General features: G+C 67.6%; 24 protein-coding genes and 1 tRNA gene. 13 read left to right on the forward strand and 12 right to left on the reverse strand.

Annotation, left to right across the window (positions count from 1 at the left end; genetic code table 11):
- The first annotated feature begins 198 nt into the window (after nucleotides 1-198).
- The 3 genes from ATO4_RS00675 to ATO4_RS00685 all read left to right on the forward strand — a co-directional run bounded on the left by ATO4_RS00675 (nucleotide 199) and on the right by ATO4_RS00685 (nucleotide 2,775).
- Nucleotides 199-420: a hypothetical protein gene (locus tag ATO4_RS00675; protein ID WP_083589475.1), complete on the forward strand. Its 222-nt coding sequence runs from the start codon at nucleotides 199-201 to the stop codon at nucleotides 418-420.
- Nucleotides 421-845: 425 nt separating this feature from the next.
- Nucleotides 846-2,036: a VWA domain-containing protein gene (locus ATO4_RS00680; protein WP_083589476.1), complete on the forward strand. Its 1,191-nt coding sequence runs from the start codon at nucleotides 846-848 to the stop codon at nucleotides 2,034-2,036.
- A 226-nt stretch (nucleotides 2,037-2,262) separates the two neighbouring features.
- A complete protein-coding gene (locus tag ATO4_RS00685) occupies nucleotides 2,263-2,775 on the forward strand; it encodes a cytochrome b/b6 domain-containing protein (RefSeq protein WP_083589477.1) in 513 nt (170 codons plus the stop codon).
- A 12-nt stretch (nucleotides 2,776-2,787) separates the two neighbouring features.
- On the opposite strand, the gene ATO4_RS00690 is transcribed toward ATO4_RS00685, so the two are convergent.
- Together ATO4_RS00690 and ATO4_RS00695 are read right to left on the reverse strand one after the other, a co-directional pair.
- Nucleotides 2,788-3,123, reverse strand: a complete 336-nt coding sequence (locus ATO4_RS00690; protein WP_245308494.1) for an AzlD domain-containing protein — start codon at nucleotides 3,121-3,123, stop codon at nucleotides 2,788-2,790.
- Complete coding sequence (locus ATO4_RS00695) at nucleotides 3,120-3,851, reverse strand: AzlC family ABC transporter permease (protein WP_083589478.1); 732 nt, start codon at nucleotides 3,849-3,851, stop codon at nucleotides 3,120-3,122. Before ATO4_RS00695 ends, ATO4_RS00690 begins: the two co-directional genes overlap by 4 nt.
- 376 nt (nucleotides 3,852-4,227) lie before the next feature.
- Here ATO4_RS00695 and ppa point away from each other — a divergent pair, with 376 nt between their 5' ends.
- The 3 genes from ppa (at nucleotide 4,228) to ATO4_RS00710 (ending at nucleotide 5,669) form a co-directional block, all read left to right on the forward strand.
- Nucleotides 4,228-4,770, forward strand: coding sequence for an inorganic diphosphatase (gene ppa / locus ATO4_RS00700; protein WP_083589479.1), 543 nt, complete (start codon nucleotides 4,228-4,230; stop codon nucleotides 4,768-4,770).
- A gap of 170 nt (nucleotides 4,771-4,940) precedes the next feature.
- Nucleotides 4,941-5,252 carry a DUF1244 domain-containing protein gene (locus ATO4_RS00705; RefSeq protein WP_083589806.1) on the forward strand — a complete coding sequence of 104 codons (312 nt, stop codon included), beginning with the start codon at nucleotides 4,941-4,943 and terminating at the stop codon, nucleotides 5,250-5,252.
- Nucleotides 5,253-5,405: 153 nt separating this feature from the next.
- Nucleotides 5,406-5,669 carry a DUF2312 domain-containing protein gene (locus ATO4_RS00710; protein WP_083589480.1) on the forward strand — a complete coding sequence of 88 codons (264 nt, stop codon included), beginning with the start codon at nucleotides 5,406-5,408 and terminating at the stop codon, nucleotides 5,667-5,669.
- Nucleotides 5,670-5,929: 260 nt separating this feature from the next.
- On the opposite strand, the gene ATO4_RS00715 is transcribed toward ATO4_RS00710, so the two are convergent.
- From ATO4_RS00715 to ATO4_RS00725, 3 genes are all read right to left on the reverse strand, one after another.
- Nucleotides 5,930-6,799: a sulfotransferase gene (locus ATO4_RS00715; protein WP_210191002.1), complete on the reverse strand. Its 870-nt coding sequence runs from the start codon at nucleotides 6,797-6,799 to the stop codon at nucleotides 5,930-5,932.
- Between the two features lie 393 nt (nucleotides 6,800-7,192).
- Nucleotides 7,193-7,267, reverse strand: a tRNA-Glu gene (locus ATO4_RS00720).
- A 236-nt stretch (nucleotides 7,268-7,503) separates the two neighbouring features.
- A complete protein-coding gene (locus ATO4_RS00725; protein WP_083589481.1) occupies nucleotides 7,504-7,944 on the reverse strand; it encodes a DUF6476 family protein in 441 nt (146 codons plus the stop codon).
- A gap of 11 nt (nucleotides 7,945-7,955) precedes the next feature.
- On the opposite strand from ATO4_RS00725, the gene ATO4_RS00730 reads away from it, so the two are divergent.
- Together ATO4_RS00730 and rpoH are read left to right on the forward strand one after the other, a co-directional pair.
- Entirely contained in the window at nucleotides 7,956-8,993 is a 1,038-nt protein-coding gene (locus tag ATO4_RS00730; RefSeq protein ID WP_083589482.1) for an RluA family pseudouridine synthase, read from the forward strand.
- 243 nt (nucleotides 8,994-9,236) lie between these two features.
- The gene (gene rpoH, locus ATO4_RS00735; protein ID WP_083589483.1) at nucleotides 9,237-10,139 is read left to right on the forward strand and encodes an RNA polymerase sigma factor RpoH; all 903 of its coding nucleotides are present in this window, start codon (nucleotides 9,237-9,239) and stop codon (nucleotides 10,137-10,139) included.
- A gap of 157 nt (nucleotides 10,140-10,296) precedes the next feature.
- Here the strand turns inward: rpoH and ATO4_RS00740 are convergent, their stop codons facing one another.
- Nucleotides 10,297-11,319 (reverse strand): DUF2125 domain-containing protein, encoded by a 1,023-nt coding sequence (locus ATO4_RS00740; protein ID WP_083589484.1) that lies wholly within the window; start codon nucleotides 11,317-11,319, stop codon nucleotides 10,297-10,299.
- A gap of 63 nt (nucleotides 11,320-11,382) precedes the next feature.
- Between ATO4_RS00740 and ATO4_RS00745 the strand changes: the two genes are divergently transcribed.
- Nucleotides 11,383-11,895: a gamma-glutamylcyclotransferase gene (locus ATO4_RS00745; protein WP_083589485.1), complete on the forward strand. Its 513-nt coding sequence runs from the start codon at nucleotides 11,383-11,385 to the stop codon at nucleotides 11,893-11,895.
- Here the strand turns inward: ATO4_RS00745 and ATO4_RS00750 are convergent.
- The 4 genes from ATO4_RS00750 to ftsE form a co-directional block, all read right to left on the reverse strand.
- Entirely contained in the window at nucleotides 11,871-12,686 is an 816-nt protein-coding gene (locus ATO4_RS00750) for a 1-acyl-sn-glycerol-3-phosphate acyltransferase (protein WP_083589486.1), read from the reverse strand. The two genes, ATO4_RS00745 and ATO4_RS00750, sit on opposite strands and share 25 nt — an antisense overlap.
- A 146-nt stretch (nucleotides 12,687-12,832) precedes the next feature.
- Nucleotides 12,833-13,555 carry a YdcF family protein gene (locus ATO4_RS00755; RefSeq protein WP_083589487.1) on the reverse strand — a complete coding sequence of 241 codons (723 nt, stop codon included), beginning with the start codon at nucleotides 13,553-13,555 and terminating at the stop codon, nucleotides 12,833-12,835.
- Nucleotides 13,556-13,801: 246 nt separating this feature from the next.
- Complete coding sequence (locus ATO4_RS00760) at nucleotides 13,802-14,791, reverse strand: ABC transporter permease (RefSeq protein ID WP_083589488.1); 990 nt, start codon at nucleotides 14,789-14,791, stop codon at nucleotides 13,802-13,804.
- Entirely contained in the window at nucleotides 14,784-15,443 is a 660-nt protein-coding gene (gene ftsE, locus ATO4_RS00765; RefSeq protein WP_083589489.1) for a cell division ATP-binding protein FtsE, read from the reverse strand. The genes ATO4_RS00760 and ftsE overlap by 8 nt, the downstream gene beginning before the upstream one ends.
- Before the next feature lie 161 nt (nucleotides 15,444-15,604).
- On the opposite strand from ftsE, the gene ATO4_RS00770 reads away from it, so the two are divergent.
- The 3 genes from ATO4_RS00770 to ATO4_RS00780 all read left to right on the forward strand — a co-directional run bounded on the left by ATO4_RS00770 (nucleotide 15,605) and on the right by ATO4_RS00780 (nucleotide 17,441).
- Nucleotides 15,605-16,345, forward strand: a complete 741-nt coding sequence (locus ATO4_RS00770) for a hypothetical protein (RefSeq protein WP_083589490.1) — start codon at nucleotides 15,605-15,607, stop codon at nucleotides 16,343-16,345.
- Nucleotides 16,342-16,878, forward strand: coding sequence for a hypoxanthine phosphoribosyltransferase (gene hpt / locus ATO4_RS00775; protein WP_083589491.1), 537 nt, complete (start codon nucleotides 16,342-16,344; stop codon nucleotides 16,876-16,878). Before ATO4_RS00770 ends, hpt begins: the two co-directional genes overlap by 4 nt.
- 155 nt (nucleotides 16,879-17,033) lie before the next feature.
- Entirely contained in the window at nucleotides 17,034-17,441 is a 408-nt protein-coding gene (locus ATO4_RS00780) for a response regulator (protein ID WP_083589808.1), read from the forward strand.
- 144 nt (nucleotides 17,442-17,585) lie between these two features.
- Here the strand turns inward: ATO4_RS00780 and ATO4_RS00785 are convergent, their stop codons facing one another.
- Nucleotides 17,586-17,876 (reverse strand): DUF1153 domain-containing protein, encoded by a 291-nt coding sequence (locus tag ATO4_RS00785; RefSeq protein WP_083589492.1) that lies wholly within the window; start codon nucleotides 17,874-17,876, stop codon nucleotides 17,586-17,588.
- 305 nt (nucleotides 17,877-18,181) lie between these two features.
- On the opposite strand from ATO4_RS00785, the gene mnmA reads away from it, so the two are divergent.
- Nucleotides 18,182-19,360: a tRNA 2-thiouridine(34) synthase MnmA gene (gene mnmA, locus ATO4_RS00790; RefSeq protein ID WP_083589493.1), complete on the forward strand. Its 1,179-nt coding sequence runs from the start codon at nucleotides 18,182-18,184 to the stop codon at nucleotides 19,358-19,360.
- Nucleotides 19,361-19,498: 138 nt separating this feature from the next.
- Here mnmA and ATO4_RS00795 read toward each other — a convergent pair whose 3' ends face one another.
- Entirely contained in the window at nucleotides 19,499-20,446 is a 948-nt protein-coding gene (locus ATO4_RS00795; RefSeq protein ID WP_083589494.1) for a Gfo/Idh/MocA family oxidoreductase, read from the reverse strand.
- Nucleotides 20,447-20,562: the final 116 nt, after the last annotated feature.

The raw sequence follows: 20,562 nt of genomic DNA on the forward strand, positions 1-20,562 counted from the left end.
GCCAGACTGCTCATGGCCTATGATCGCGTCGACCCCGATCTTCTCCACGAGCTGGTTCGCCGACGCTTTACCTGACGGATGGAAACCGCACCAGCCGGATCGCTGGCGGCCCGGCGGAACGATCGCTCCCCTGGCCGGTTTTCCGGGAAGACGAGGCGCTTGCCGCCTCGACACCAAGCCAGAGGACAGGAGACGGCGATGAGCAACGCCCCGGACAAGTTCGACAATCAGCAGAACCGGGCCGACGAGCAGGACCGCGATCAGGACATGTCCTATCGCCAGAACGCTCCGAAGGCCCGCCCCAGCGAGGACAACGCCTTCGACCGCCCCGGCAGCGTCGACCGCACGGGCGGCGAGCAGGCCCGCCGACCGGCGGAGAGCGTCGAGGTCGGCGAGGACGTCGAGGACCCGGAGAAGTAGGCACGTCTCCCTCTATCGGATGAAGACGAGGCCGGGCCCACGAAAGCGGGGCCGGCCGTTTCCTTGCGTCTCGCGCCTACTGCGAGCGGCGAGATAAGAGCGTGTGTGTTGGAGCGTCGTCCCGGCTTCCATCACCATGATCCGGCAATTCATCCCCGAACCGGTGGACGACGGTTCCCGATCTGTCGCCGACAATCCACTTCAGCGTCTGACCGAGCGCGTCTTCCATGCGCTCGTTGGCCTCTTGTTGAGTTTCACCCGGTCTCTCGGGAGCCATGTCGCGCATCCAGACAGCCGTTTGACGTCATTGATCCGCTGTGACCGAGGATGCAGATCATCATGCGCGTAGAGGTAGTGCAATCCGTGCAGAGCGTTTAGCAGGGAGAAAGGCTGACTTTCCCTGCATGCTCCGTTACCCTCCTCCCATGTTCCTGACCTTCTTCCTCCAGCTCAAGGCCGTCGGCGTGCCCGTCACGCTGCGCGAGCACCTGCAGCTTCTAGAGGCCATGCAGGCCGATCTCGTCACCTACGACGTCGAGGCCTTCTACTTCCTCGCCCGCGCGACCCTGGTGAAGGACGAGCGCTTCGTCGACCGCTTCGACCGCGTGTTCGCCGAGATCTTCAAGGGCGTCGAAGCCGTGTCCGGCGGGGGCGAGGGTGAGATCGCCGCGCGCGAACTGCCCGAGGAATGGCTCCGCCGGCTGGCGGAGAAGCACCTGACGGACGAGGAGAAAAAACTCGTCGAGAGCCTCGGCGGTTTCGACAAGCTGATGGAGACGCTGAAGCAGCGGCTCGAGGAGCAGAAGGGCCGCCACCAGGGCGGCTCGAAATGGATCGGCACCGGCGGCACCTCGCCCTTCGGCGCCTATGGCTACAATCCCGAAGGCGTGCGCATCGGCCAGGCCGAAAGCCGCCACCGCCGCGCGGTCAAGGTCTGGGACAAGCGCGAGTTCAAGGACTTCGACGACGACGTCGAGCTCGGCACCCGCAACATCCGCGTCGCCATGAAGCGGCTGCGACGCTGGGTGCGCCAGGGCTCGCAGGAGGAGTTCGCCCTCGACGAGACGATCGATGCCACCGCCCGCAAGGGCTATCTCGACGTCAAGACGCGGCCCGAGCGGCACAATGCCGTCAAGCTCCTGCTGTTCCTCGATGTCGGCGGCTCGATGGACGACCACGTCCGGGCGGTCGAGCAGCTGTTCTCGGCGGCCCGGGCCGAGTTCAAGCATCTCGACTTCTACTATTTCCACAACTGCCCCTATGAGCGCCTCTGGAAGGACAATCGCCGCCGCCACGCCGAGACGATCCCGACGGAGGAGGTGATCCGCACCTATGGGCCGGACTACAAGGCTCTGTTCGTCGGCGATGCGTCGATGAGCCCGTATGAGATCGTCATGCCCGGCGGTTCGGTCGAGCACTGGAACGCCGAGCCGGGCCGGGTCTGGCTGGACCGGCTGACGGGCAAGTGGGGCAAGGCGGCGTGGCTGAACCCCTCCAACCCGCGCTACTGGGACTATACCCAGTCGGTGGGGATGATCCGCGAGGCGATGGACGACCGGATGTTCCCGCTGACGCTCGCCGGCATCGAGGCAGCGACGCGCGCCCTCGCCCGCTGAGGGTGGCGGTTTGCGGATGCCCGGCCGAGACCGGCGAGGCACGACATGCGACGGCGGCAACACGGCACGCAGCCATCGGCAAAGCTGCGTAGCACTTCATAACGCTTCTTAACTTGCCAGGCGGCCGTTCCCTGCGGAACATGCCGATGACGCCGCCTCGCAGTCCAGGAAGCCGCCGGCGCTGCGCAGGAGACGGCCGCGTCCCTTTTCGAAGGAGGCATGCCCCATGTCCGCAACCGCTCCCCGCCCGCGAGGCTGGTCGACGCTCAGCGTCGCCCTCCATTGGACGATCGTCGTCCTCATCATCGTCCAGCTTGTCGACCACGAATGGATGGTCGACCTGTGGCGCGCCACCCGCCGCGCGGCACCGATCGACGCCACCACCGAGACCTGGGGCTGGGTTCACATCGTCGCCGGATCGCTGATCCTGGTCGCCACCCTCGCCCGGCTCCTGGACCGCTACGCCCATGGCCGGCCGCCCTATCCTGCCGAGGAACCGACCTGGGCGTCATGGCTCGCCTGGATCACCCATGGGCTGATCTACGCGATCCTGATCCTCATGCCGATCGCCGGCCTCGTCGCCTGGTTCGGCATGATCGGCGAGGCGGGCGAGATCCACGAGTTCCTCTGGACGCCGCTGCTCATCCTGATCGGCCTGCACGTCGCAGGCGCTCTGGCTCATCAGTTCTGGTTCAGGACCGGCGTGATGAAGCGGATCTTCCTCCCCGGCACCGTATAAGGCGCGCCGGGCTCACAGCCCCAGCGCCCGCGCCCCCGCCACCATCGCCGTGCCGATGACGACGACGGCGATCAGCGGCAGCCGGAACGACAGGATGAGGCAGACGACGATCGCCACCCGCTCGGGCCAGCCGCCGGAGACCAGCACCGGCGCGACGATCGCCGTCATCACCGCGGCCGGAACCGCGTCGAGGGCAGCCGAGGCCCGTGGCGGGATCGTGCCGAAGAACGAGATCAGGATGTGCCCGCCGAAGCGCGTCAGATAGGTCAAGAGGCCGCCGGCGAGGATCACCAGCCAGATCGAGGCCATCGACCAGGCCCCGTCGGACAGGAGCGGCGCGGCGTTCACGAGCCTGTCTCCGCGGACGTGTCCCGCGTCGCCTCGGACACGCGCTTTTGCGGGCCGATCACCGCGGCGACGGCGATACCGGCCAGGCCGCCGATGCTGACATGCCAGGGCGGTCCGGCCAGCCAATAGACGACGACGGAGACGACGAGGCTCGTGGCGGCGACGGGATAGAAGGCTCCGCGACTGCGGAAGCCCATGACCAGGCCGAGAAAATAGACCGGCAGCACGAAATCGAGGCCGAAGGCCTTGGGATCCTCGATCAGCCTGCCGAAGCTCGCCCCCGCCAGCGTCGCCAGTAGCCAGCTGCCATACATCAGGACGCCGTAGGTGAGGTAGAAAGTCGGCGTCAGGCGCCGCGACGCCGCCCGAACCTCGGCGGCGCCGAACAGCGGATCGACCAGCAGGAAGAATGCCAGCGCCTTTTGGCGGCCGGAAAAGGCGCCGAGGTGGCGGCTGAGCGAGGCCGAATAGAGCACGTGGCGGAAGTTGAGCGCGAAGATGGTCAGCAAGATCGACCAGACCGGCGCGCCGATCCCCATCAGCTGCAGCGCCGCGAGCTGCGAGGCGCCGGCGAAGATCGCGGCGGAAAAGCCCATGGCCTCGGCGACGGTGAGCCCCTCCTGCACCGCGACGGCCCCATAGACGACGCCGAAGGGAAGCACGGCGAGCAGCACCGGGACCAGCGTGCGGATGGCGGCCCGCCGCTCGCTGGATGCGTCGGCTGGCATGTCGGTCGAGGGGCCGTCTGCACTGTGCAAGGGATGCTGCCGGGGATGATTGCGGGTCGCGGCGGGTCGGTCCGGGGCGCGTCTGCCGATTCGGGCCGATGCAGACGATACAGGAAGTCGGGAGCGCCAGAAGCCCTTCGCGGCGAGGCAGCCGGCACAGGCGCCCGGAATCGCACCGGGTGATCTGCCGGTGATGCCCCTCGCGCGCCTCGAGCGCGCGCTGGCAAGCGTTGCAACGGCGTGGTCCAGCCGCTAAGGACGCGGAGAACGGTCGAAGCCGTGCATCCTCTGACGAGGCGGCGTCCGGACGGATGTCCGGACCAACGTCAGGGGACCGTGGCAGGCGAGCCGGACGATCCAGTCACAGGAGTTTTCCATGCGCATCGACGCGATCAAGCGCGGCATCAATCCCCCCGAGGACATCAACGTCATCATCGAGGTGCCGGTCGGCGGCCATCCGATCAAGTACGAGATGGACAAGGAGGCCGGCTGCCTCGTCGTCGACCGCTTCCTCTATACCCCGATGACCTATCCGGGAAACTATGGCTTCGTGCCGCACACGCTGTCCGACGACGGTGATCCGATCGACGTCCTCGTCTGCAACACCCGGCCGCTGTTTCCGGGCTGCGTGATCAACTGCCGCCCGATCGGCGTCCTCATCATGGAGGACAACAAGGGCCAGGACGAGAAGATCATCGCCGTGCCCTCGCCCGAACTGACCCAGCGCTACGCCAAGGTGTTCGAGCCGTCCGACATGCCCGAGATCACCCTGAAGCAGATCGAGCATTTCTTCGAGCACTACAAGGACCTCGAGCCCGGCAAGTGGGTCAAGATCGGCGACTGGGGCGGCAGCGACATCGCGCGCAAGCTGATCAGCGAGGCCGTCGCCCGCGCCGATGCGCAGAAGGCCAAGGCCTGAGCTGAGGCGGCCCCTCTCGTCCTGCCCGCGACTCCGAGGATCGCGGGCAGGACGACGCCGCGGCCGGCCACGCGAGGGCGGCCGATCCAGCGCGTGGCGCCCTCCGGCTTGATGCCGACGCTCGCCGTGTCGATATGCCGGTGATCAACGAGCGAACCGGAGCGCAAGCCATGCCCGACCTTTCCGACGACCAGCGCATCGCCCTCGAAGCGGCGGCCTTTCGCCGCCTGCGCGATCATCTGCGCGAGCGCACCGACGTGCAGAACATCGATCTGATGAACCTTGCCGGCTTCTGCCGGAACTGCCTGTCGAACTGGTACCGCGAGGCCGCCGAGGCCGACGGGATTCCCCTCGACAAGGAGAAGTCCCGCGAGATCGTCTACGGCATGCCCTACGACCAGTGGCGCGAACGCTACCAGCGCGAGGCCTCGCCCGAAACGCAGGCGGCCTTTTCGGCGAACGCTCCCAAGGATGGGCACTGAGCGCCGGTCATCCTGCGCCATCCTCGCTTTCCACACGCGCAGCCCCTTGCGCGTCCGGTTCGGCGGGCGCATCGGCCATGGTAACGAAAGGCTTAGGAAAGCCCGTTAAACGCTGGCAATCGATTGCAGTACCAATGAACACGGAGTGACCAAATGTCTGACACGAACGGGGTCGCGCAGGATCAGCTTCGCTCCTTCGTCGAGCGGATCGAACGGCTCGAGGAAGAGAAGAAGACGATCTCGGAGGACATCAAGGACGTCTATGCCGAGGCCAAGGGCAATGGCTTCGACACCAAGGTCCTGCGCAAGGTCATCTCGCTGCGCAAGCAGGACGCCGACGAGCGACAGGAGCAGGAAGCGATCCTCGATCTGTACCTGCAGGCCCTGGGCATGGCGCCGAGCCTGCCCGACGAGTGAGCCACGCCGCCGGGCCGGACCGGGACGCAGCGGTTCCGGCCCGACCTTCACGGCTCGAACCGGATGACCGGATGCCGATCCGCCAGGCTGATCCGGCGGTCTCGCCACCCGGCGCGGTCTTCGCATTCTGGCGGCGAACTCGGCCGGACTGATCGGTCGGCCTCGGTGATTCTCAGCCGTCAGCGACAGGTCTTGCCGGCGGGCAGTGTCGAGACGTCGACGGCCCTACGGCTGCGCAAAGCGGCCGTGGTTGCCGGTCCTCAGGCAGCCTTGCTGCCGAAGCTCTTCATCCAGGACGACGGGGCCTCGAGCCCTTCCTCGCGCAACTCGGCGACGATGCGCTCGACATCGGCCTGGAACAGGCCGGCGAACCACTCGGGCATCGGCGCATCGACCGACTCGTTGACGCGCGTTCCCAAGAGCGCGTCGGAATAGTCCCGATGCGCGATGCCGAGGAAGGACTCGATGTCGCGCAGCCAGCCGCGCTGGTCGCGGTGGATGTTCTCGAAGAAATAGACCCGCAGCTCGTCCTTCGGCAGCGCCCCGCGCAGCCGCCGCACGGCCGCGCCATATTCGCCGTTCTTCCAGATGAAGTCGCGCCGCACGAAGGCTTCGACGCTTTCGGGGGTCCAGTCCCAGATCTGTTCGGCCTGGCCGACGAACTGGGCGTGGAACTTCGCATGCGACCACAACCGCTTGATCGGGTCGCGCATGGTGTAGATGACCCGCAGGGTCTCAGCCATGTCGCGGATGCGATCCCATCCCGGCTTCTCCACATGGGCGTAGAGATTGCTGAAATCGGCGCAATAGGCGCCGGAGGGCCGGAAGGTGAAGAGGTTGGCGTACCACAGGTCGTCGACCGGCTCGGCGAGATAGTTGGCGGTCCAGAGCAGCCGCGCGCGCACGCCGGCGGGCGTATTGTGGCGCGGATCGATGCCGATATAGGACGACGCCCGCGTCAGCCGGTTGCGGGTGGCGAGAGGCAGCTCGCCCGGAATGTAGGCCTGGGCGAAATAATGGATCTCTTTTTCCGGCGTGAAATAGATCTCGGGATGCTCGGCGAGGACATGCTGCATCCACGTCGTGCCGGCCTTCATGGCACCGACGCTCAGAAAAAGTCTTTCAAACAACAATGCTCGTCACTCGCTCTGCAGCCAGCTCACCGTCTGGCGGGGTCTGATGGCACCCTACGGCCTTGCATCGTCTGTGCCGAGTTTGCGGCCAAAGTGCAAGTGGGCCAGTGCACCGCTTTGCAGGAGATGCCGTCCGCTGCGCTCCACGCTGACCATGACGCTCGCGCTCGACTCTCGAAACGAGCGATGCGGCGTCGCTCGGCAGCGCCGGAACAGCAACCCGCGGCGTGCCGCCGTCGCGTCATTGGCGACTGCGAAGCGCATCGAGACCGCAACAACAGCCCTCGCCGCCACAGCCGAAGCCGCCAGCGCTTGGCGCTTCGACATCATTACAACGACGCGCGCCGATCGAACACGCTGGTATATCGGAGAATAGAGCAGGGAGGATATTGGTACGCCCAAGGGGAATCGAACCCCTGTTTGCGCCGTGAGAGGGCGCCGTCCTAACCGCTAGACGATGGGCGCGTGCCAATGCGGCCGATATAACCAGCCATTCCCGGCTTGGCAACCCGTTTTCTTTCGGGCCTTGTGGAAAATACGCGGACGAATGCGGAATGGTGGGAAATGCCAGCAAATCCGCCGATGATCTTGCCGCTCCGCCACCTGGGGCGCGATCCAGCGGGCGTGCCGGACGGTCGAATCGCAGAAGGGACAAGAGGAAGCGGCAGGCGCGATTCCCCCGCTCGCTCCGTCCTGCCTCGTCAGTTGCCGGCGGCGCCCTGCCCCACGGCGAGGCGCTTGAGGACCGCGCCATCGGCGAGCGAGACGACATAGAGACGGTCCGCGCCGTCCGCCCGCGTGTGGACGAGCGCACGCTCGCCATCCATCGAAACGGCGAGGATCGCCTCGCCGGCGGGGATCGCGATCGTCGCCGCCGCCTCGCCGAGCCCGCCGTCCCTGGGCAGCGTCTTGTAGACAACGACCCCGAGCACCGCCATAACCCCGACGATCATGATGCCGACCGAGACGACCAGAAGCCTCACCATCTTGCGCCGCAGGCGTTCCGCTGCCGGGTCGAGCGGCATCTCGTCTTCGGGTTCGTCCTGATTGCCACGCGCCATGATGCGTCCTCTCGTGATGGCCATGTCGGGCGCCGCCGCGCTGCCGCCGCCGAGCCCGATCGATTTCAGTCGCTCGTACAAGGCTTTGAACCATGCAGACAAGACGGTTCGTCGTCAGCCAGACCGATAGCGGCGACCGCCTGGACGTGTTTCTCGCCCGCAAGCTCGAGGGCGAGTTGTCGCGCAGCCGCATCAAGGCGCTGATCGAAGCCGGCCACGTCGTGGTCGGGAACGGCCCATCCGGCGGCGCCAAGCGCAAGCTGGCCACAGGCGAGAGCGTCGACCTCGCCCTTCCCGCCCCCGAAGATCCCGAGCCGAAGCCGCAGGCGATCGCCCTCGACATCCGCTACGAGGACGAGGTCCTCCTCGTCCTCGACAAGCCTCCGGGCATGGTCGTCCATCCCGGCGCCGGCAATCCCGACGGAACGCTCGTCAACGCCCTCGTCGCCCATTGCGGGCCGAGCCTCACCGGCATCGGCGGCGTTCGCCGGCCCGGCATCGTCCACCGGCTGGACAAGGACACCAGCGGCCTCCTCGTCGTCGCCAAGACCGAGATCGCCCATCGCAGCCTGTCGGAGCAGTTCGCCGCCCATGGCCGGGACGGCCGGCTGATCCGCGCCTATCTGGCCGTCGCCTGGGGTGAGCCGCAACCGCCCGCGGGCGTGGTCGATGCCGCGCTTGGCCGCTCGGCGACCAACCGGATCAAGCGCGCCGTCGTCCCGGCGGGACGGTCCGACGCCCGGCATGCCGTCACCCATTACGAGACGCTCGTCGTCGGCGAGGCGGCGGCCGAGGCCTCGCTGCTGCGATGCCGGCTGGAGACCGGGCGCACCCATCAGATCCGCGTCCACATGGCCCATATCGGCCATCCGCTGGTGGCCGATCCCGTCTATGGCGCGGGGTTGAAGACCAAGGCGGCAAAGCTCGAGGAGAGCGCCCGCGCGCTCGTCACCGGCTTCGGACGGCAGGCGCTGCACGCCGCCGAGCTCGGCTTCCGCCATCCCGCCAACGGGCGGGCGATGGCGTTCCAGTCGCCGTTGCCGGTCGACATGCAGGCGCTTTGCCGGGCCCTGGCCATCTCGCTTCCCGACATCGTGACCGTCCGCGCCGATGCGGGCGACCACGCGTGAAACATGATGATTTCGTGCAGCTATCTGGAATCCGCGCGCCTGACCCCCGGCGGGCGAGGCACGAGACGGGCCGAGGGGGCTAGCCACGCGCATGAATTCCCGTTCATCTTCGCAACGGAATCGATGCAATCGGCTTTAACCGTCACCATATGACCACATGGGCGATTGCGGGTTGGCGACAGCGGCTCGCATGCTGGCCGGCTTCTGTTCGGAGCGGCCGAATTCTAGCGATGGAGGGCGCGTATGGCCCAGATGAATCTTCCGACCATCTCGTCGGGCGACGGCGGACTGACCCGCTATCTCGAAGAGATCAGGCGGTTCCCGATGCTGGAGCCGCAGCAGGAATACATGCTCGCGAAGCGCTATGCCGAACATGACGACCGTCAGGCGGCGCACCAGCTCGTCACCAGTCATCTAAGACTCGTTGCCAAGATCGCAATGGGTTACCGCGGCTATGGCCTGCCGATCGGGGAGGTCATCTCCGAGGGCAATGTCGGCCTGATGCAGGCGGTCAAGCGGTTCGATCCGGAGCGCGGCTTCCGGCTGGCGACCTATGCGATGTGGTGGATCAAGGCGTCGATCCAGGAATACATCCTGCGCTCCTGGAGCCTGGTGAAGATGGGGACGACCGCCAACCAGAAGCGGCTGTTCTTCAACCTGCGCAAGATGAAGAGCAAGATCCAGGCGCTCGACGAGGGCGACCTGAAGCCCGACCAGGTCGACCAGATCGCCACCAAGCTCGGCGTGTCGGCCGAGGAGGTCATCTCGATGAACCGCCGCCTGTCCGGCGATTCCTCGCTCAATGCGCCGATCCGGGCGACCGAGGGCGAATCGGGCGAGTGGCAGGACTGGCTGGTCGACGATTCGGAGTCGCAGGAAGAGGTGCTCGTCCGCCAGGACGAATACGACCAGCGCCGCGGGATGCTGCGCTCGGCGATGGGCGTCCTCAACGACCGGGAGCGCCGGATCTTCGAGGCCCGGCGCCTCGCGGAGGAACCGCTGACCCTCGAGGCGCTGTCGGGCGAATTCGACATCTCCCGCGAGCGCGTGCGCCAGATCGAGGTCCGCGCCTTCGAGAAGGTCCAGAAGGCGGTCCGCGACAAGGCGGCCGCGGCCAACGAGGCGCTGACGCCCGTCAGCGCCTGACCGGCAGGGCCGGATCGAGCCGGATTCTGCAGGACCCAATCGAGGCGAAATCGATGATGGAGCCGGGGCCGACGCCCCGGCTTTTGCCTGTCCGCCCGCAGCGCCCGCTGTCGCCCGCTCTCGACGCGAACCCCGCGGGGCGATCCTGCCGCGTGCGTCAGCGCAGGGACGGCAGCTTGCCGATCGGGAAGATGCCGACCGCGACGACGCCGTTCCGGACCCGCAACTCGATGGTGGTGCGGCCATCCGCCTGCCGTCCGGCCATCGGAAGGGCCGAGGCGATGCCGGCGGCGATGTCCTTCAGGTTCGGCGCGACGGTGGTGACCAGCCGGGCGATCTCCTTGGGTTCGGCGATCGCCAGCTGGAACTTGCCCGTCACCTGTCCCTCGTCGTCGAAGGAGAAGTCGCCGCTGAGTTCGGCATTCGCCTGCCCCATCTCCACAAGCAGGGAGCGCAGCGAGACCGGCCGTCCGGCGAAGAGCTCGCGTCCGGTCAGGCCGCGCGCCGCGCCCGACAGCCAGTCGCCGGCGCCGCCGATGGTGAGATCGGTGCTGGCGTCGAGCGGCGGCAGGTCCGGCGCACCGGCGAAGGTCAGCCGCCCACCCCTCATCAGGGTGAAGATGTCGAGATCGCCGTCCCGGCGGCGGGCGTGGGCCTCGCTGTGGCTGGCTTCCACCACCTGTGCGCCGCCGTTCGACGGCTCGACGAGCGCGACCTTGGGATCGTCCGTCACCACCGCGAAATGATCGAGACCCTCGGTCCAGAAGGTCGCCGAGGCCTGGCCCAGCGACCAGCGGATGTCGAGCGGCGGAAACTGCGGGCCGGAGACGCGCATGGGGCCGTCGAGTTCGCCGACGATGCGATTCGGCCGGTAGATCTGCGCCGCGGTGCGCACGGCGCCCGCCGAGATCCGCAGGGGGCGATCGTCGTTGCGCACGATCGACAGCGCGTCGCAGCGAAACCCGATGCGGAACGGGAAGCCGAAGACGTCGCGATTCGGGCATTCGATCTCGGTGCCGCGGCTGCGCGCCGCCGCGATGCCGCGGCTGAGCTCGTCGTCGAGGCGGCCGGCGAGATAGAACCAGGCGCCGCAGATCCCTGCCACCAGGACCAGCGCGACCACGATCACCCAGACAAGGGCGCGGCGGGCCGCCGAGGGACTGTCGCTTGACGGGGCCATCCCGTTATCCTCTTAAACGAAGCCTGGACTGCCGGACGCAGGATGCGAGGGCGACGCGAGGCAATGGAAGATTTCTGGGTTTTCGGTTACGGCTCGCTGATCTGGCGGCCCGGTTTTGACTATGAGGAGCGCGCAAAAGCAAGGCTTGCCGGCTATCATCGCTCGCTCTGTGTCCATTCCTACGTCCATCGTGGCACGCCCGAGCGCCCCGGTCTCGTCTTCGGCCTCGATCGTGGCGGTTCTTGCGTCGGCATGGCGTTCAGGGTCGATTCCGCCCTGCGCCAGCAGACGCTCGACTATCTGCGGGCCCGGGAACTCGTCACCAACGTCTATCGCGAGATCGTGCTGCCGGTGCGGATGGCGGACGGCCGGCAGATCAGGGCGGTGACCTATGTCGTCGATCGCGGCCATGCCCAGTATGCGGGCAAGGTCGACGCCGCGCAGGCCGCCCGCATCGTCAGCAACGGCCACGGCCAGTCCGGCCCCAATGTCGACTACGTGAAGAGCGCTCATGAGCACATCGCGGCCATGGGGCTGAAGGATCGCTGGCTTCAGGACGTCGTCTCGCGGCTCTGAGGAGGCGCCCCCGCGGCGCCGGGACGGCGGGACCCGCCCTGCCCGGCTGCGTCGAACCCGTCGCCGTCCCCGCCCCACCCGGCGGCCAGCAACAGCTCCCGCGAGCGGGTTTCGATGGCACCGCGCAGGGCCGCGATGAACTGCTGACGGTCGAGCCCCGGCTCGATCACGGGCAGAAACTCGGCATGGATCGTGCCGGCTCGCTTGATGAAGCTGTTGCGCGGCCAGGCGAGGCCCGAATCGACCGCCACCGGCACCACCGGCAGGCCGAGCCCCTCATAGAGCCGGAACACGCCCTGCCGATATTCCACCTCGGCGCCCGGCGCCGTCCGGGTGCCCTCGGGAAAGATGATGATGCGCCGGCCTTCGCCGACGGCGATGCTGGCGGCCTCCATCATGCGGGCGACGGCACCGCCGCGCTTGGCCCGGTCGACCGGAATCATCTTCATCCGCCGGGCGAAGCTGCCGAACAGCGGGATGTTCATCAGCTCCTTCTTCAGGATGAAGGTCGGCCGGTCGACGACGACGAGGAGCGCCAGGATCTCCCACACCGACTGATGCTTGGAGGCGACGATCGCGCCGCCCGCGGGCAGGTGCTCGAGGCCGGAGAGATGCGACCGGGCGCCCGCGACATGGTCGAGCAGCCAAAGGCCCGAGCGCGCCCAGTTGCGCACGATCCACCAGCCCGTTTCTTCGCGAACGAAGAAGAAGACCGGCGACCAGAACAGCAGCTGGACGGTGAGATTGCCGTAGAAGAGGATGTTGAAGGCGATCGAACGCAGGAGCGTCATGGGCAGAATGGTTCCCGGCGAGCTAGCGCCCGTGCGGCGCGTTCGAGGCGTTCATAATCGCCAGAGGCCCTCAAGCAAAGGCCGGGCGCGCAGAGGCCGGGAAAGCAATCACTGCCAATCCGGCTCCGGTGTCGTCGGGCCCGGCCTCAGCCCCGGTCGAGACTGGCGATGGTCGCAGCGGCCTCCGGCTCCTGCGGCGCAAGGCCGAGGGCACCGCGCATGCGAGTGGCGATCAGCTTGCCGTATTCGGTGATCAGCAGCCGCAACCCGGAGCCCGTCGGCAGGCTCTCGCGGCTCCACAGGTCGGCGCGCCGGACCGCGACCGGAGTAATCGAGCGGATCCCCGGGATCCGGTCGAACTCCACCATCGAGCGGGGCATGTGATAGTCGCTGGTGACGAGGATGAGATCGCGATAGCCGCGCTTCTCGGCCCATCGCCCGGCCATCGCGGCGTTGCCGATCGTGTCGGCCGCGACATAGTCGATATCGACGCAGCAGTCGAACCACGCCTTATCGGTGCCGGACAGGCGGGCGAGCGTCGAGGCGCTGGTACCGGGATGGACGCCGCTGATCAGAAGCCGCCGGCCATGCCCGCTGCGCAAAAGGTCGAGCCCCTGGTCGATCCGCAACGCCCCGCCGGTCAGGACGACGATCGCATCCGCTCCCGGATCCGGTGCGAGATTGGCCAGCCGGTCCACCTCTTCGGTGAACCGCCAGAACCCGCCGAGGAGATAGCCGGAGACGCCGGCGGCCAGCAGCAGGACGGCAAGGCGCTTGCGGATGCGGAACCGGGGGCCCGGCGCGCGCGCCTCTCCCGGCTTCTTGCGCAAGCCGGAAGAACCGAGCCGTGGATCAGCCGCAACGCTCATTCGCTCTCCGCATCGGCCCGATCTCCGTCTCGGACCGTTCTTCGCTATCCGCAGGCGCCAGATATCTCGCGTCCTGTGCCGGGGACTGGAGATGCCGTCGACCTTCGCCGCATGATGGCATCGGGTCGCCGCAGTTGCCAACCCGAAGCAAGATTGATCGTCCCGTCGCCAAGCCGACGCTTCTGCCGGGGCCGCAGGTTCTGCCGCCCGAAGGAATCAGTCTGAAACATCAAGGTGAACCATCCGTTAACTCTCCACCGGCGAGATCATGTCGATCTCGGCGAGATGGCGGGTCACGGTCCATCGTGACGTCAACGCCGTCAGGGTGGCGACGGTTGCAACGAGTAGCAGCACGCCGGCATAGCCCGTCCAGCCGATCGAGAACGAGCCGAACAGCGCGCTGATCTGATCGGCCTCGGCCGTCTGCCGATTAGCCTCGGTCAGATGGCCGATCACGACGAAGAGGACGACCGCCGCGACGCCCCCGGTCAACGCGCCGATCAGGCCGAGACGCAGGAAATGCCGCTCGAACTCGCGCGCGATGAAGCTCGACCGGGCGCCGACGAAATGCAGGACCTCGACGATCTGGCGGTTGCCCGACATCGCGCCGCGGGTGGCGAAGATCACCGTCAGCGTCGTCGCCACGATGACCAGCGACAGGATGAAGACGCCGATCAGGACGACGGTGCGCGCCATGGTGACGAGGCGCGACACCCAGGCCCGGTGATCGTCGAGCTCGGCCTGCGGCACCGCTTCCTGCAGCTCCTGGCGCATGAAGGCGAAGTTCGGCGGCTCGCCCGAATCGATCGCGACGATCACCAGCCGCGGCACCGGCAGCTCGTCGAAATCGACGCTGTCACCGAGCCAGGGCTCCAGCAGGCGGCTGGTCGCCGCCTCGTCGAGCACCGATGCGCCGCTGACGCCCGGCGTCTGCAGGGCGATCTGCCGGACGGTCTCGAGCGCCGTCGCCATGTCGAGCCCCTCGGCGGGCTTCACCTGGACGGTGATCTCGTCGGAGATGTCGTTCTGCCAGCGCCCGGCCGTATCCGACACGAGACTGACAGCCCCCACCGTCAGGGCGGCGAGAAAGGTCATGATGGCGATGACGGTCGTCAGCGCCCGGCCCGCCACATTGCCCGCCGGGACGATCGGCGTCTGCCGCTCGCCGCGGATGCGCTGCAACAGGCGCCGGATGCGCGAGCGGAGCGCGGCGGTGGCGAGGGTTGCGTCAGTCATAGATTTCCAGCCGTCCATCGACGAGAACGAGCCGGCGCGCATCCACCTGCTCCATCAGGCCGAGATCGTGGGTGGCGATGACCACCGCGGTGCCGGATCGATTGAGTTCGAGGAAAAGCCGCAGGAGACGCCGCGCCAGCGGCGCGTCGACATTGCCGGTCGGCTCGTCTGCCAGGAGGATGTCCGGCTGGTCGATCAGCGCCCGCGCGATCGCCGCGCGCTGCTTCTCGCCACCGGACAGGACGATCGGCAGCGCGTTGAGCCGCTCGCCGAGGCCGACCCACTTGATCAGGTCGACGACGTCCTGGCGGTATTCCCGCTCCTCCTTGCCCCGCACCCGCAGCGGCAGGGCGACGTTCTCGTAGGTCGTCATGTGATCGAGGAGACGGAAATCCTGGAAGACGACGCCGATCCGCCGCCGGATCGACGGCAGGTCGCGGCGCGACAGGGTGGCGACGTCGCGGCCGAGCACGGTGATCAGGCCGCGGGTCGGCCGCAGCGCCAGGAACAGCATCCGCAACAGGCTGGTCTTGCCGGCGCCTGAGGGGCCGGTCAGAAACTGGAAGGACTGGCGGCGGATCTCGAACGTCAGATCCCGCAGCACTTCCGGTCCCATGTCGTATCGGAGGCCGACATTCTCGAACCGTATCAAGCCGGAGCCTCATTCTCATGCGTTGGCGATCCCGAGACGCTCAAACGGCACCAACATGGCCATTTGAGGTTCGGCGACGCGCTTTTGCGCCGACGTCCTGCGTTCACCGGGCGTTAACCATAAAACCTTACGGCTTGCTGGATCGGCGAGCGGAGGGTTCCATGCACGACCAGAACGGCAGCATCGTTTCGCAGATGTCCAGCCCGCACGGCCGGCCGCGACCGTCGCCGGGCGAGCGCTGCATCGACGGCGTCGCGGAGGTAACCTCTAGGCGCCCGATCGGCAAGGACGCGCGCACGCGTCCGGCCGAGCCCGCCAACCCCGCAGCCGCCTTCGGCCGCCGCGACGCGCGTTCGGCAGCCGGCGGGACGGCGAATCTGTCCGACCGCGTCGATGCCGAGGTCCGTGCGACCTCGATCGAGGACGCGATCCTCTTCACCCCGACGCCTCCCGCAGCGCGCCGCCGACGCGCGATCTCGCGGGCGATCCCCGGGCGGATCGGCCTCGCCGTCTGCGCATTCGCCTTCGGGGCTGCCCTGCTGCCCGCGTTGCTCGTCTCGTTTCCCGAGACGCCGGTCGCGGCGACATCGAGCAACGGCGGCGGTTTCGAGGTCCGGCTCGGCGACGTCCAGGCAGCGCTCTCCAGCCACGGCGACGGCAAGATGCTGCGGATCGAAGGCCGCATCGTCAATCCCGGCACCCGCACCGCCGCCGTCCCGCCGCTGCGGATCGACTTCGCCGACAGCGCGGCGGGCTTGCGTTCGCGGATGCTTCAGACCAGTGTCGCGCGTCTGGAGGCCGGCCGCTCGATCGATTTCGTCAGCATGATCGCCGTGCCGGAGGAGACCGAAGGAGAGGTACGGGTGGGATTTTTCGGAACACGGGATGCAAGCCGCCAGTGATCACGGTACGCGGAAAGACGATCGACGTCCTGTTCAGCGCCGAGGCGATCGACGCGGAGGTGCAGCGGCTGGCACGCGAGGTCGCCGCCTATGCCAATGACGACCTGGTGGTCGTGTCGGTGCTGAAGGGCGCCTTCGTCTTCGCGGCCGACCTCATCCGCGCGATGCATCACGCCGGTATCGCTCCCCAGGTCGAGTTCATCTCCCTGTCGAGCTATGGTGCCGGCACCGTCGGCGGCGACGTCAGGATCCTTCGGGACATCGACGCGGACGTCGCAGGGCGGCCGGTGCTGCTCGTCGACGACATCCTCGAATCGGGCCGCACCCTCGCCTTCGCCCGCGAACTGCTCCTGGCGCGCGGCGCGCTGCGGGTCGATCTCGCCGTCCTGCTCGACAAGAAGGGTCACCGCAAGGCCGACATCGAGGCCGCCCATGTCGGCTTCGACTGCCCCGACTGCTTCGTCGTCGGATACGGCATGGACGTCGGCCACGCCTTTCGCGAACTGCCGTTCATCGGCCACGTCGTCGGCTGACGCCGCGAGCCGGTCGATCATGGCGGCCCGTCAGACGCGTGCCGCGCTTCGCGGCGCCGCTTCGACAGGGTGGCGATTCCGGCAGCAAGTTTCACACAAGCCAGTTCGACGACCTTAGAAGTCCAGTCGACTCATCATGGATGAGGGAGTTTTCCGTGGCCAAGCTGCTGATCGCCGAAGACGACACGGGCGTGCGCCTTCTGGTGGAGAGGGCGCTGCGCCTGGAAGGTCATGAGGTCATCGCCGTCGAGGACGGCGAACTCGCGCTGGAAATGCTCGAGGCGCATGACGGCGCGTTCGATCTTCTTCTGTCCGACATCCGCATGCCGGCGATGACCGGGATCGAGCTCGCACACGCGGCGGCCGAGCGCTGGCCGGACCTGCGCATCCAGCTGATGACCGGATATGCTGAACAGAGGGAAGCGGCCGAGGATCTCGCCTCGATCATCGTCGGGGTGATCGAGAAGCCGTTCAGCCTCGCCGAGATTCGCCGCCACGTCGGCCGGATCCTGGCGACGCCGCTCCGCCGGGGTGGCCCCGTTACAGAACGCTACTGCGCCTGAATCGCTGCACGCTGAGGCTTGCCCGGCCTGTTGCGGGCGGACTCGAACCGCCGCCGAGGCATCGGCGCTCCGGAAACGGCGCAGTTGGTCGCCCTTCCCTTCAATGATACGCCCGGACGAGGCGGGCGAAAGACGCCCGAACCGTCAGTGCAGTTCCACCTTGCGCCGGTATTCCTGGATCTGCGTCGTCCGCAGCCCGGCAAGCCCATGCTGGTCGATCGACATCTGCCAGGAGAGGAACTCCTCGACGGTCAGCGTATAGCGTGAGCAGGCCTCGTCGAGGCTGAGGAGCCCGCCCCGCACCGCCGCAACGACTTCCGCCTTGCGACGGATCACCCATCGCCTGGTGTTGGACGGCGGCAGGTCTGCCAGCGTCAGCGGGCTTCCGTCCGGCCCGATGACGTATTTTACCCGTGGTCTAACCTGATCGGTCATTGCACTCTCGATACACTGATACTCTACTCAAAGACCCAATCAGGCTGAGCCTACGCGGCTGGTCTAAAAAAAGAGTCAAGCCACGCGTAAGCTTTCGATAAGAAGTTGCTGAAAATTCTCGCAAACGCGCGGGGTTGGAGCCTTCGGCGGGAAAACTTGACGTCGGCCGCCAAATTTGTGCCAATCGCGTGCGTTGAAAGCGCGGCCCGGATCGCCGATATGGCGGTCACCGACTTCCTTCCGGATGGCCGCCGCGTCGCCGCCAGAGGCGGAGCGACCGGACCGAACGCCGCGAAAGCTCGACCATGTCCCTGAACAGCCTCGATATCGCCAAGCCGCCGGAAGAGACGCGGGTGGTCGTCGCCATGTCCGGCGGTGTCGATTCCTCCGTCACGGCGGCGCTTCTCGCCGAGGCTGGCTATGACGTCGTCGGCATCACCCTGCAGCTCTATGACGGCGGCGCCGGCCCGCGCCGCGCCGGCGCCTGCTGCGCCGGCCAGGATATCCACGACGCCCGCCGGGTCGCCGAGACGCTCGGCATCGACCATTACGTCCTCGACTACGAGGAGCGGTTCAAGCAGGCGGTCATCGATCCCTTCGCCGACAGCTATCTGGCCGGCGAGACGCCGATCCCCTGCGTCGCCTGCAATCAGACGGTCAAGTTCCGCGACCTCCTGGCGACGGCGGAGGATCTCGGCGCAGACGCCCTCGCGACCGGGCACTACATCGAGACGCGCCGGCGCGGCGAGCACCGGGCGATGTTCCGGCCGAGGGACCTCGACCGCGACCAGAGCTATTTTCTCTACGGCACGACGCAGGCGCAGCTCGACTTCCTGCGCTTTCCGCTCGGCACGATGACCAAGGACGAGACGCGGCAGGTCGCCGAGCGATTCGGCCTGTCGGTCGCCGCCAAGCCCGACAGCCAGGACATCTGCTTCGTCTCCAAGGGCCGCTATTTCGACGTCATCCGCAAGCTGCGGCCCGACGCGGGCGAGCCGGGCGACATCGTCCATCTCGACGGCCGCAGGCTCGGCCGGCACGACGGCATCGTCAATTTCACCATCGGCCAGCGCCGCGGCCTCGGCATCGCGGCGGGCGACCCGCTCTATGTCGTCGCGCTCGACGCCGCCACCGCGACCGTGACCGTCGGACCGCGCGAGGCGCTGCTGACCCGGCGGATCCGCCTGCGCGAGGTGAACTGGCTGGGGCAGCGTTCGCCGGAAGACCATGTGGGCGTCGAGGGCGAATTGTTCGTCAAGGTCCGCTCGACCCGTCCCCCTGCCCCGGCGCGCATCGTCGCGGCCAAGGACGGCGCCGTCGAGGTCGAGCTCGTGCTCGGCGAGGACGGCATCGCCAGAGGCCAGGCCTGCGTCTTCTACGACGGCATGGAAGCCGGCGCCGAAGTGCTCGGCGGCGGCGTCATCGCCGAAAGCCTGCCGTTCGGGCGGGCGGCGGCGCAGGAGGCGGTCGCGGCGACGGCGTGAGCGGCCGCCGGATCGCGCGTCGAGCTCAATCGCGGTTCATCGGTCGGGAGTCGCCGCGGGATAAGGCAGGGCACCGCAGGTTCTCTGGCTGGCCTTTCCCGAGCGACTGCCCCGAAAGCCGGCCAACCCGCCCATCGCTCACTTGAGCGGCGAAGCCTCGTTCAGGATCCGCACCGTTTCCACGGCTTCGGCGGCGCCGGTCTCCGGGTCGCGGCGGTGGACGATGCAGTCGATGAAGTGTCGCAGCTCGCGATCGAGCGGCAGCCCGGGCGAGACCGGGAGGTAGGTCACCGGCGCATTCTCGAAGGAGAAGACCTCGCCGTCGCGCCAGACCTCGTGGCCGTAGAGCGCCAGCTTCTCGCCCTCCGGGGCGAGATCGTCGAAGACGATCATGCCCCTCGTGCCGATCACCGAGAAGCGCCGGTCGCGGTAGGGCGAGACGCGCGAGACGTGGACCTCCGCCTTCAGCCCGCCGGCAAACTCCATCACCACGTCGGCGATGTCGGTGGCGTCGGACAGGATCGTGCGCCGCATCGCGGTGACGTCGAGGGGCATCGAGCCGGCCATCTTCAGGATCAGCGACAGGTCGTGCGGGGCGAGATCCCAGACCACGTCCATGCCGAGGAAGCGGCCGAGGCCCATGCGGTTGGCGATGATGTGGCGCACCGTGCCGATGCGGCCCTCGGCGACGCTGGCGACGAGCTTCTGGAACACCGGGTGGAAGCGCAGGACATGACCGACCATCAGGATCCGGTCGGCCTTCCTCGCCACAGCCGCGGTCAGCTCGGCATCGGCGACGTCGAGCGCGATCGGCTTCTCGATCAGCACGTCCTTGCCGGCCGCGAAGGCCGCCCGGGCGACCGGACCGTGGACGCTCGCCGGCAGGGCGAGGACGAGGGCGTCGATGTCCGGGGACGCGATCGCCTCGTCTGGGTCCATTGCCGGAACGCCATGGCGCATGGCGAAAATCTCGGCCCGCTCGACATTGCGGTCGGCGACGGCGGCGAGTGCGCCGATTTCGGCGAGGGTGCGGACATGGTTCTGGCCCCACTGCCCGCAGCCGATGACGGCGATCCTTGGATGCATGTCTTCCAGCCTTTCGTATCCTGCTCGTTCGACCGGCCGAAGACGCAATGCCGGGAAACATCGCTCGCGCCGCCCCCCGTCAGGGGCAGCCCCGTACACCCGTCGCCTGCGAAGGG

The organism is Aurantimonas sp. 22II-16-19i (assembly GCF_002088275.1).
GTDB lineage: Bacteria > Pseudomonadota > Alphaproteobacteria > Rhizobiales > Rhizobiaceae > Jiella.

Coding starts and splice junctions, on each gene's coding strand:
- ATO4_RS00745 (WP_083589485.1), top strand. CDS start 11,383: ATGGAAGATTTCTGGGTTTTCGGTTACGGCTCGCTGATCTGGCGGCCC.
- ATO4_RS00710 (WP_083589480.1), top strand. CDS start 5,406: ATGTCTGACACGAACGGGGTCGCGCAGGATCAGCTTCGCTCCTTCGTC.
- ATO4_RS00785 (WP_083589492.1), bottom strand. CDS start 17,876: ATGACCGATCAGGTTAGACCACGGGTAAAATACGTCATCGGGCCGGAC.
- ATO4_RS00795 (WP_083589494.1), bottom strand. CDS start 20,446: ATGCATCCAAGGATCGCCGTCATCGGCTGCGGGCAGTGGGGCCAGAAC.
- mnmA (WP_083589493.1), top strand. CDS start 18,182: ATGTCCCTGAACAGCCTCGATATCGCCAAGCCGCCGGAAGAGACGCGG.
- rpoH (WP_083589483.1), top strand. CDS start 9,237: ATGGCCCAGATGAATCTTCCGACCATCTCGTCGGGCGACGGCGGACTG.
- ATO4_RS00675 (WP_083589475.1), top strand. CDS start 199: ATGAGCAACGCCCCGGACAAGTTCGACAATCAGCAGAACCGGGCCGAC.
- ATO4_RS00740 (WP_083589484.1), bottom strand. CDS start 11,319: ATGGCCCCGTCAAGCGACAGTCCCTCGGCGGCCCGCCGCGCCCTTGTC.
- ATO4_RS00770 (WP_083589490.1), top strand. CDS start 15,605: ATGCACGACCAGAACGGCAGCATCGTTTCGCAGATGTCCAGCCCGCAC.
- ATO4_RS00680 (WP_083589476.1), top strand. CDS start 846: ATGTTCCTGACCTTCTTCCTCCAGCTCAAGGCCGTCGGCGTGCCCGTC.
- ATO4_RS00705 (WP_083589806.1), top strand. CDS start 4,941: ATGCCCGACCTTTCCGACGACCAGCGCATCGCCCTCGAAGCGGCGGCC.
- ATO4_RS00730 (WP_083589482.1), top strand. CDS start 7,956: ATGCAGACAAGACGGTTCGTCGTCAGCCAGACCGATAGCGGCGACCGC.
- ATO4_RS00685 (WP_083589477.1), top strand. CDS start 2,263: ATGTCCGCAACCGCTCCCCGCCCGCGAGGCTGGTCGACGCTCAGCGTC.
- ppa (WP_083589479.1), top strand. CDS start 4,228: ATGCGCATCGACGCGATCAAGCGCGGCATCAATCCCCCCGAGGACATC.
- ATO4_RS00755 (WP_083589487.1), bottom strand. CDS start 13,555: ATGAGCGTTGCGGCTGATCCACGGCTCGGTTCTTCCGGCTTGCGCAAG.
- ATO4_RS00695 (WP_083589478.1), bottom strand. CDS start 3,851: ATGCCAGCCGACGCATCCAGCGAGCGGCGGGCCGCCATCCGCACGCTG.
- ATO4_RS00750 (WP_083589486.1), bottom strand. CDS start 12,686: ATGACGCTCCTGCGTTCGATCGCCTTCAACATCCTCTTCTACGGCAAT.
- ATO4_RS00760 (WP_083589488.1), bottom strand. CDS start 14,791: ATGACTGACGCAACCCTCGCCACCGCCGCGCTCCGCTCGCGCATCCGG.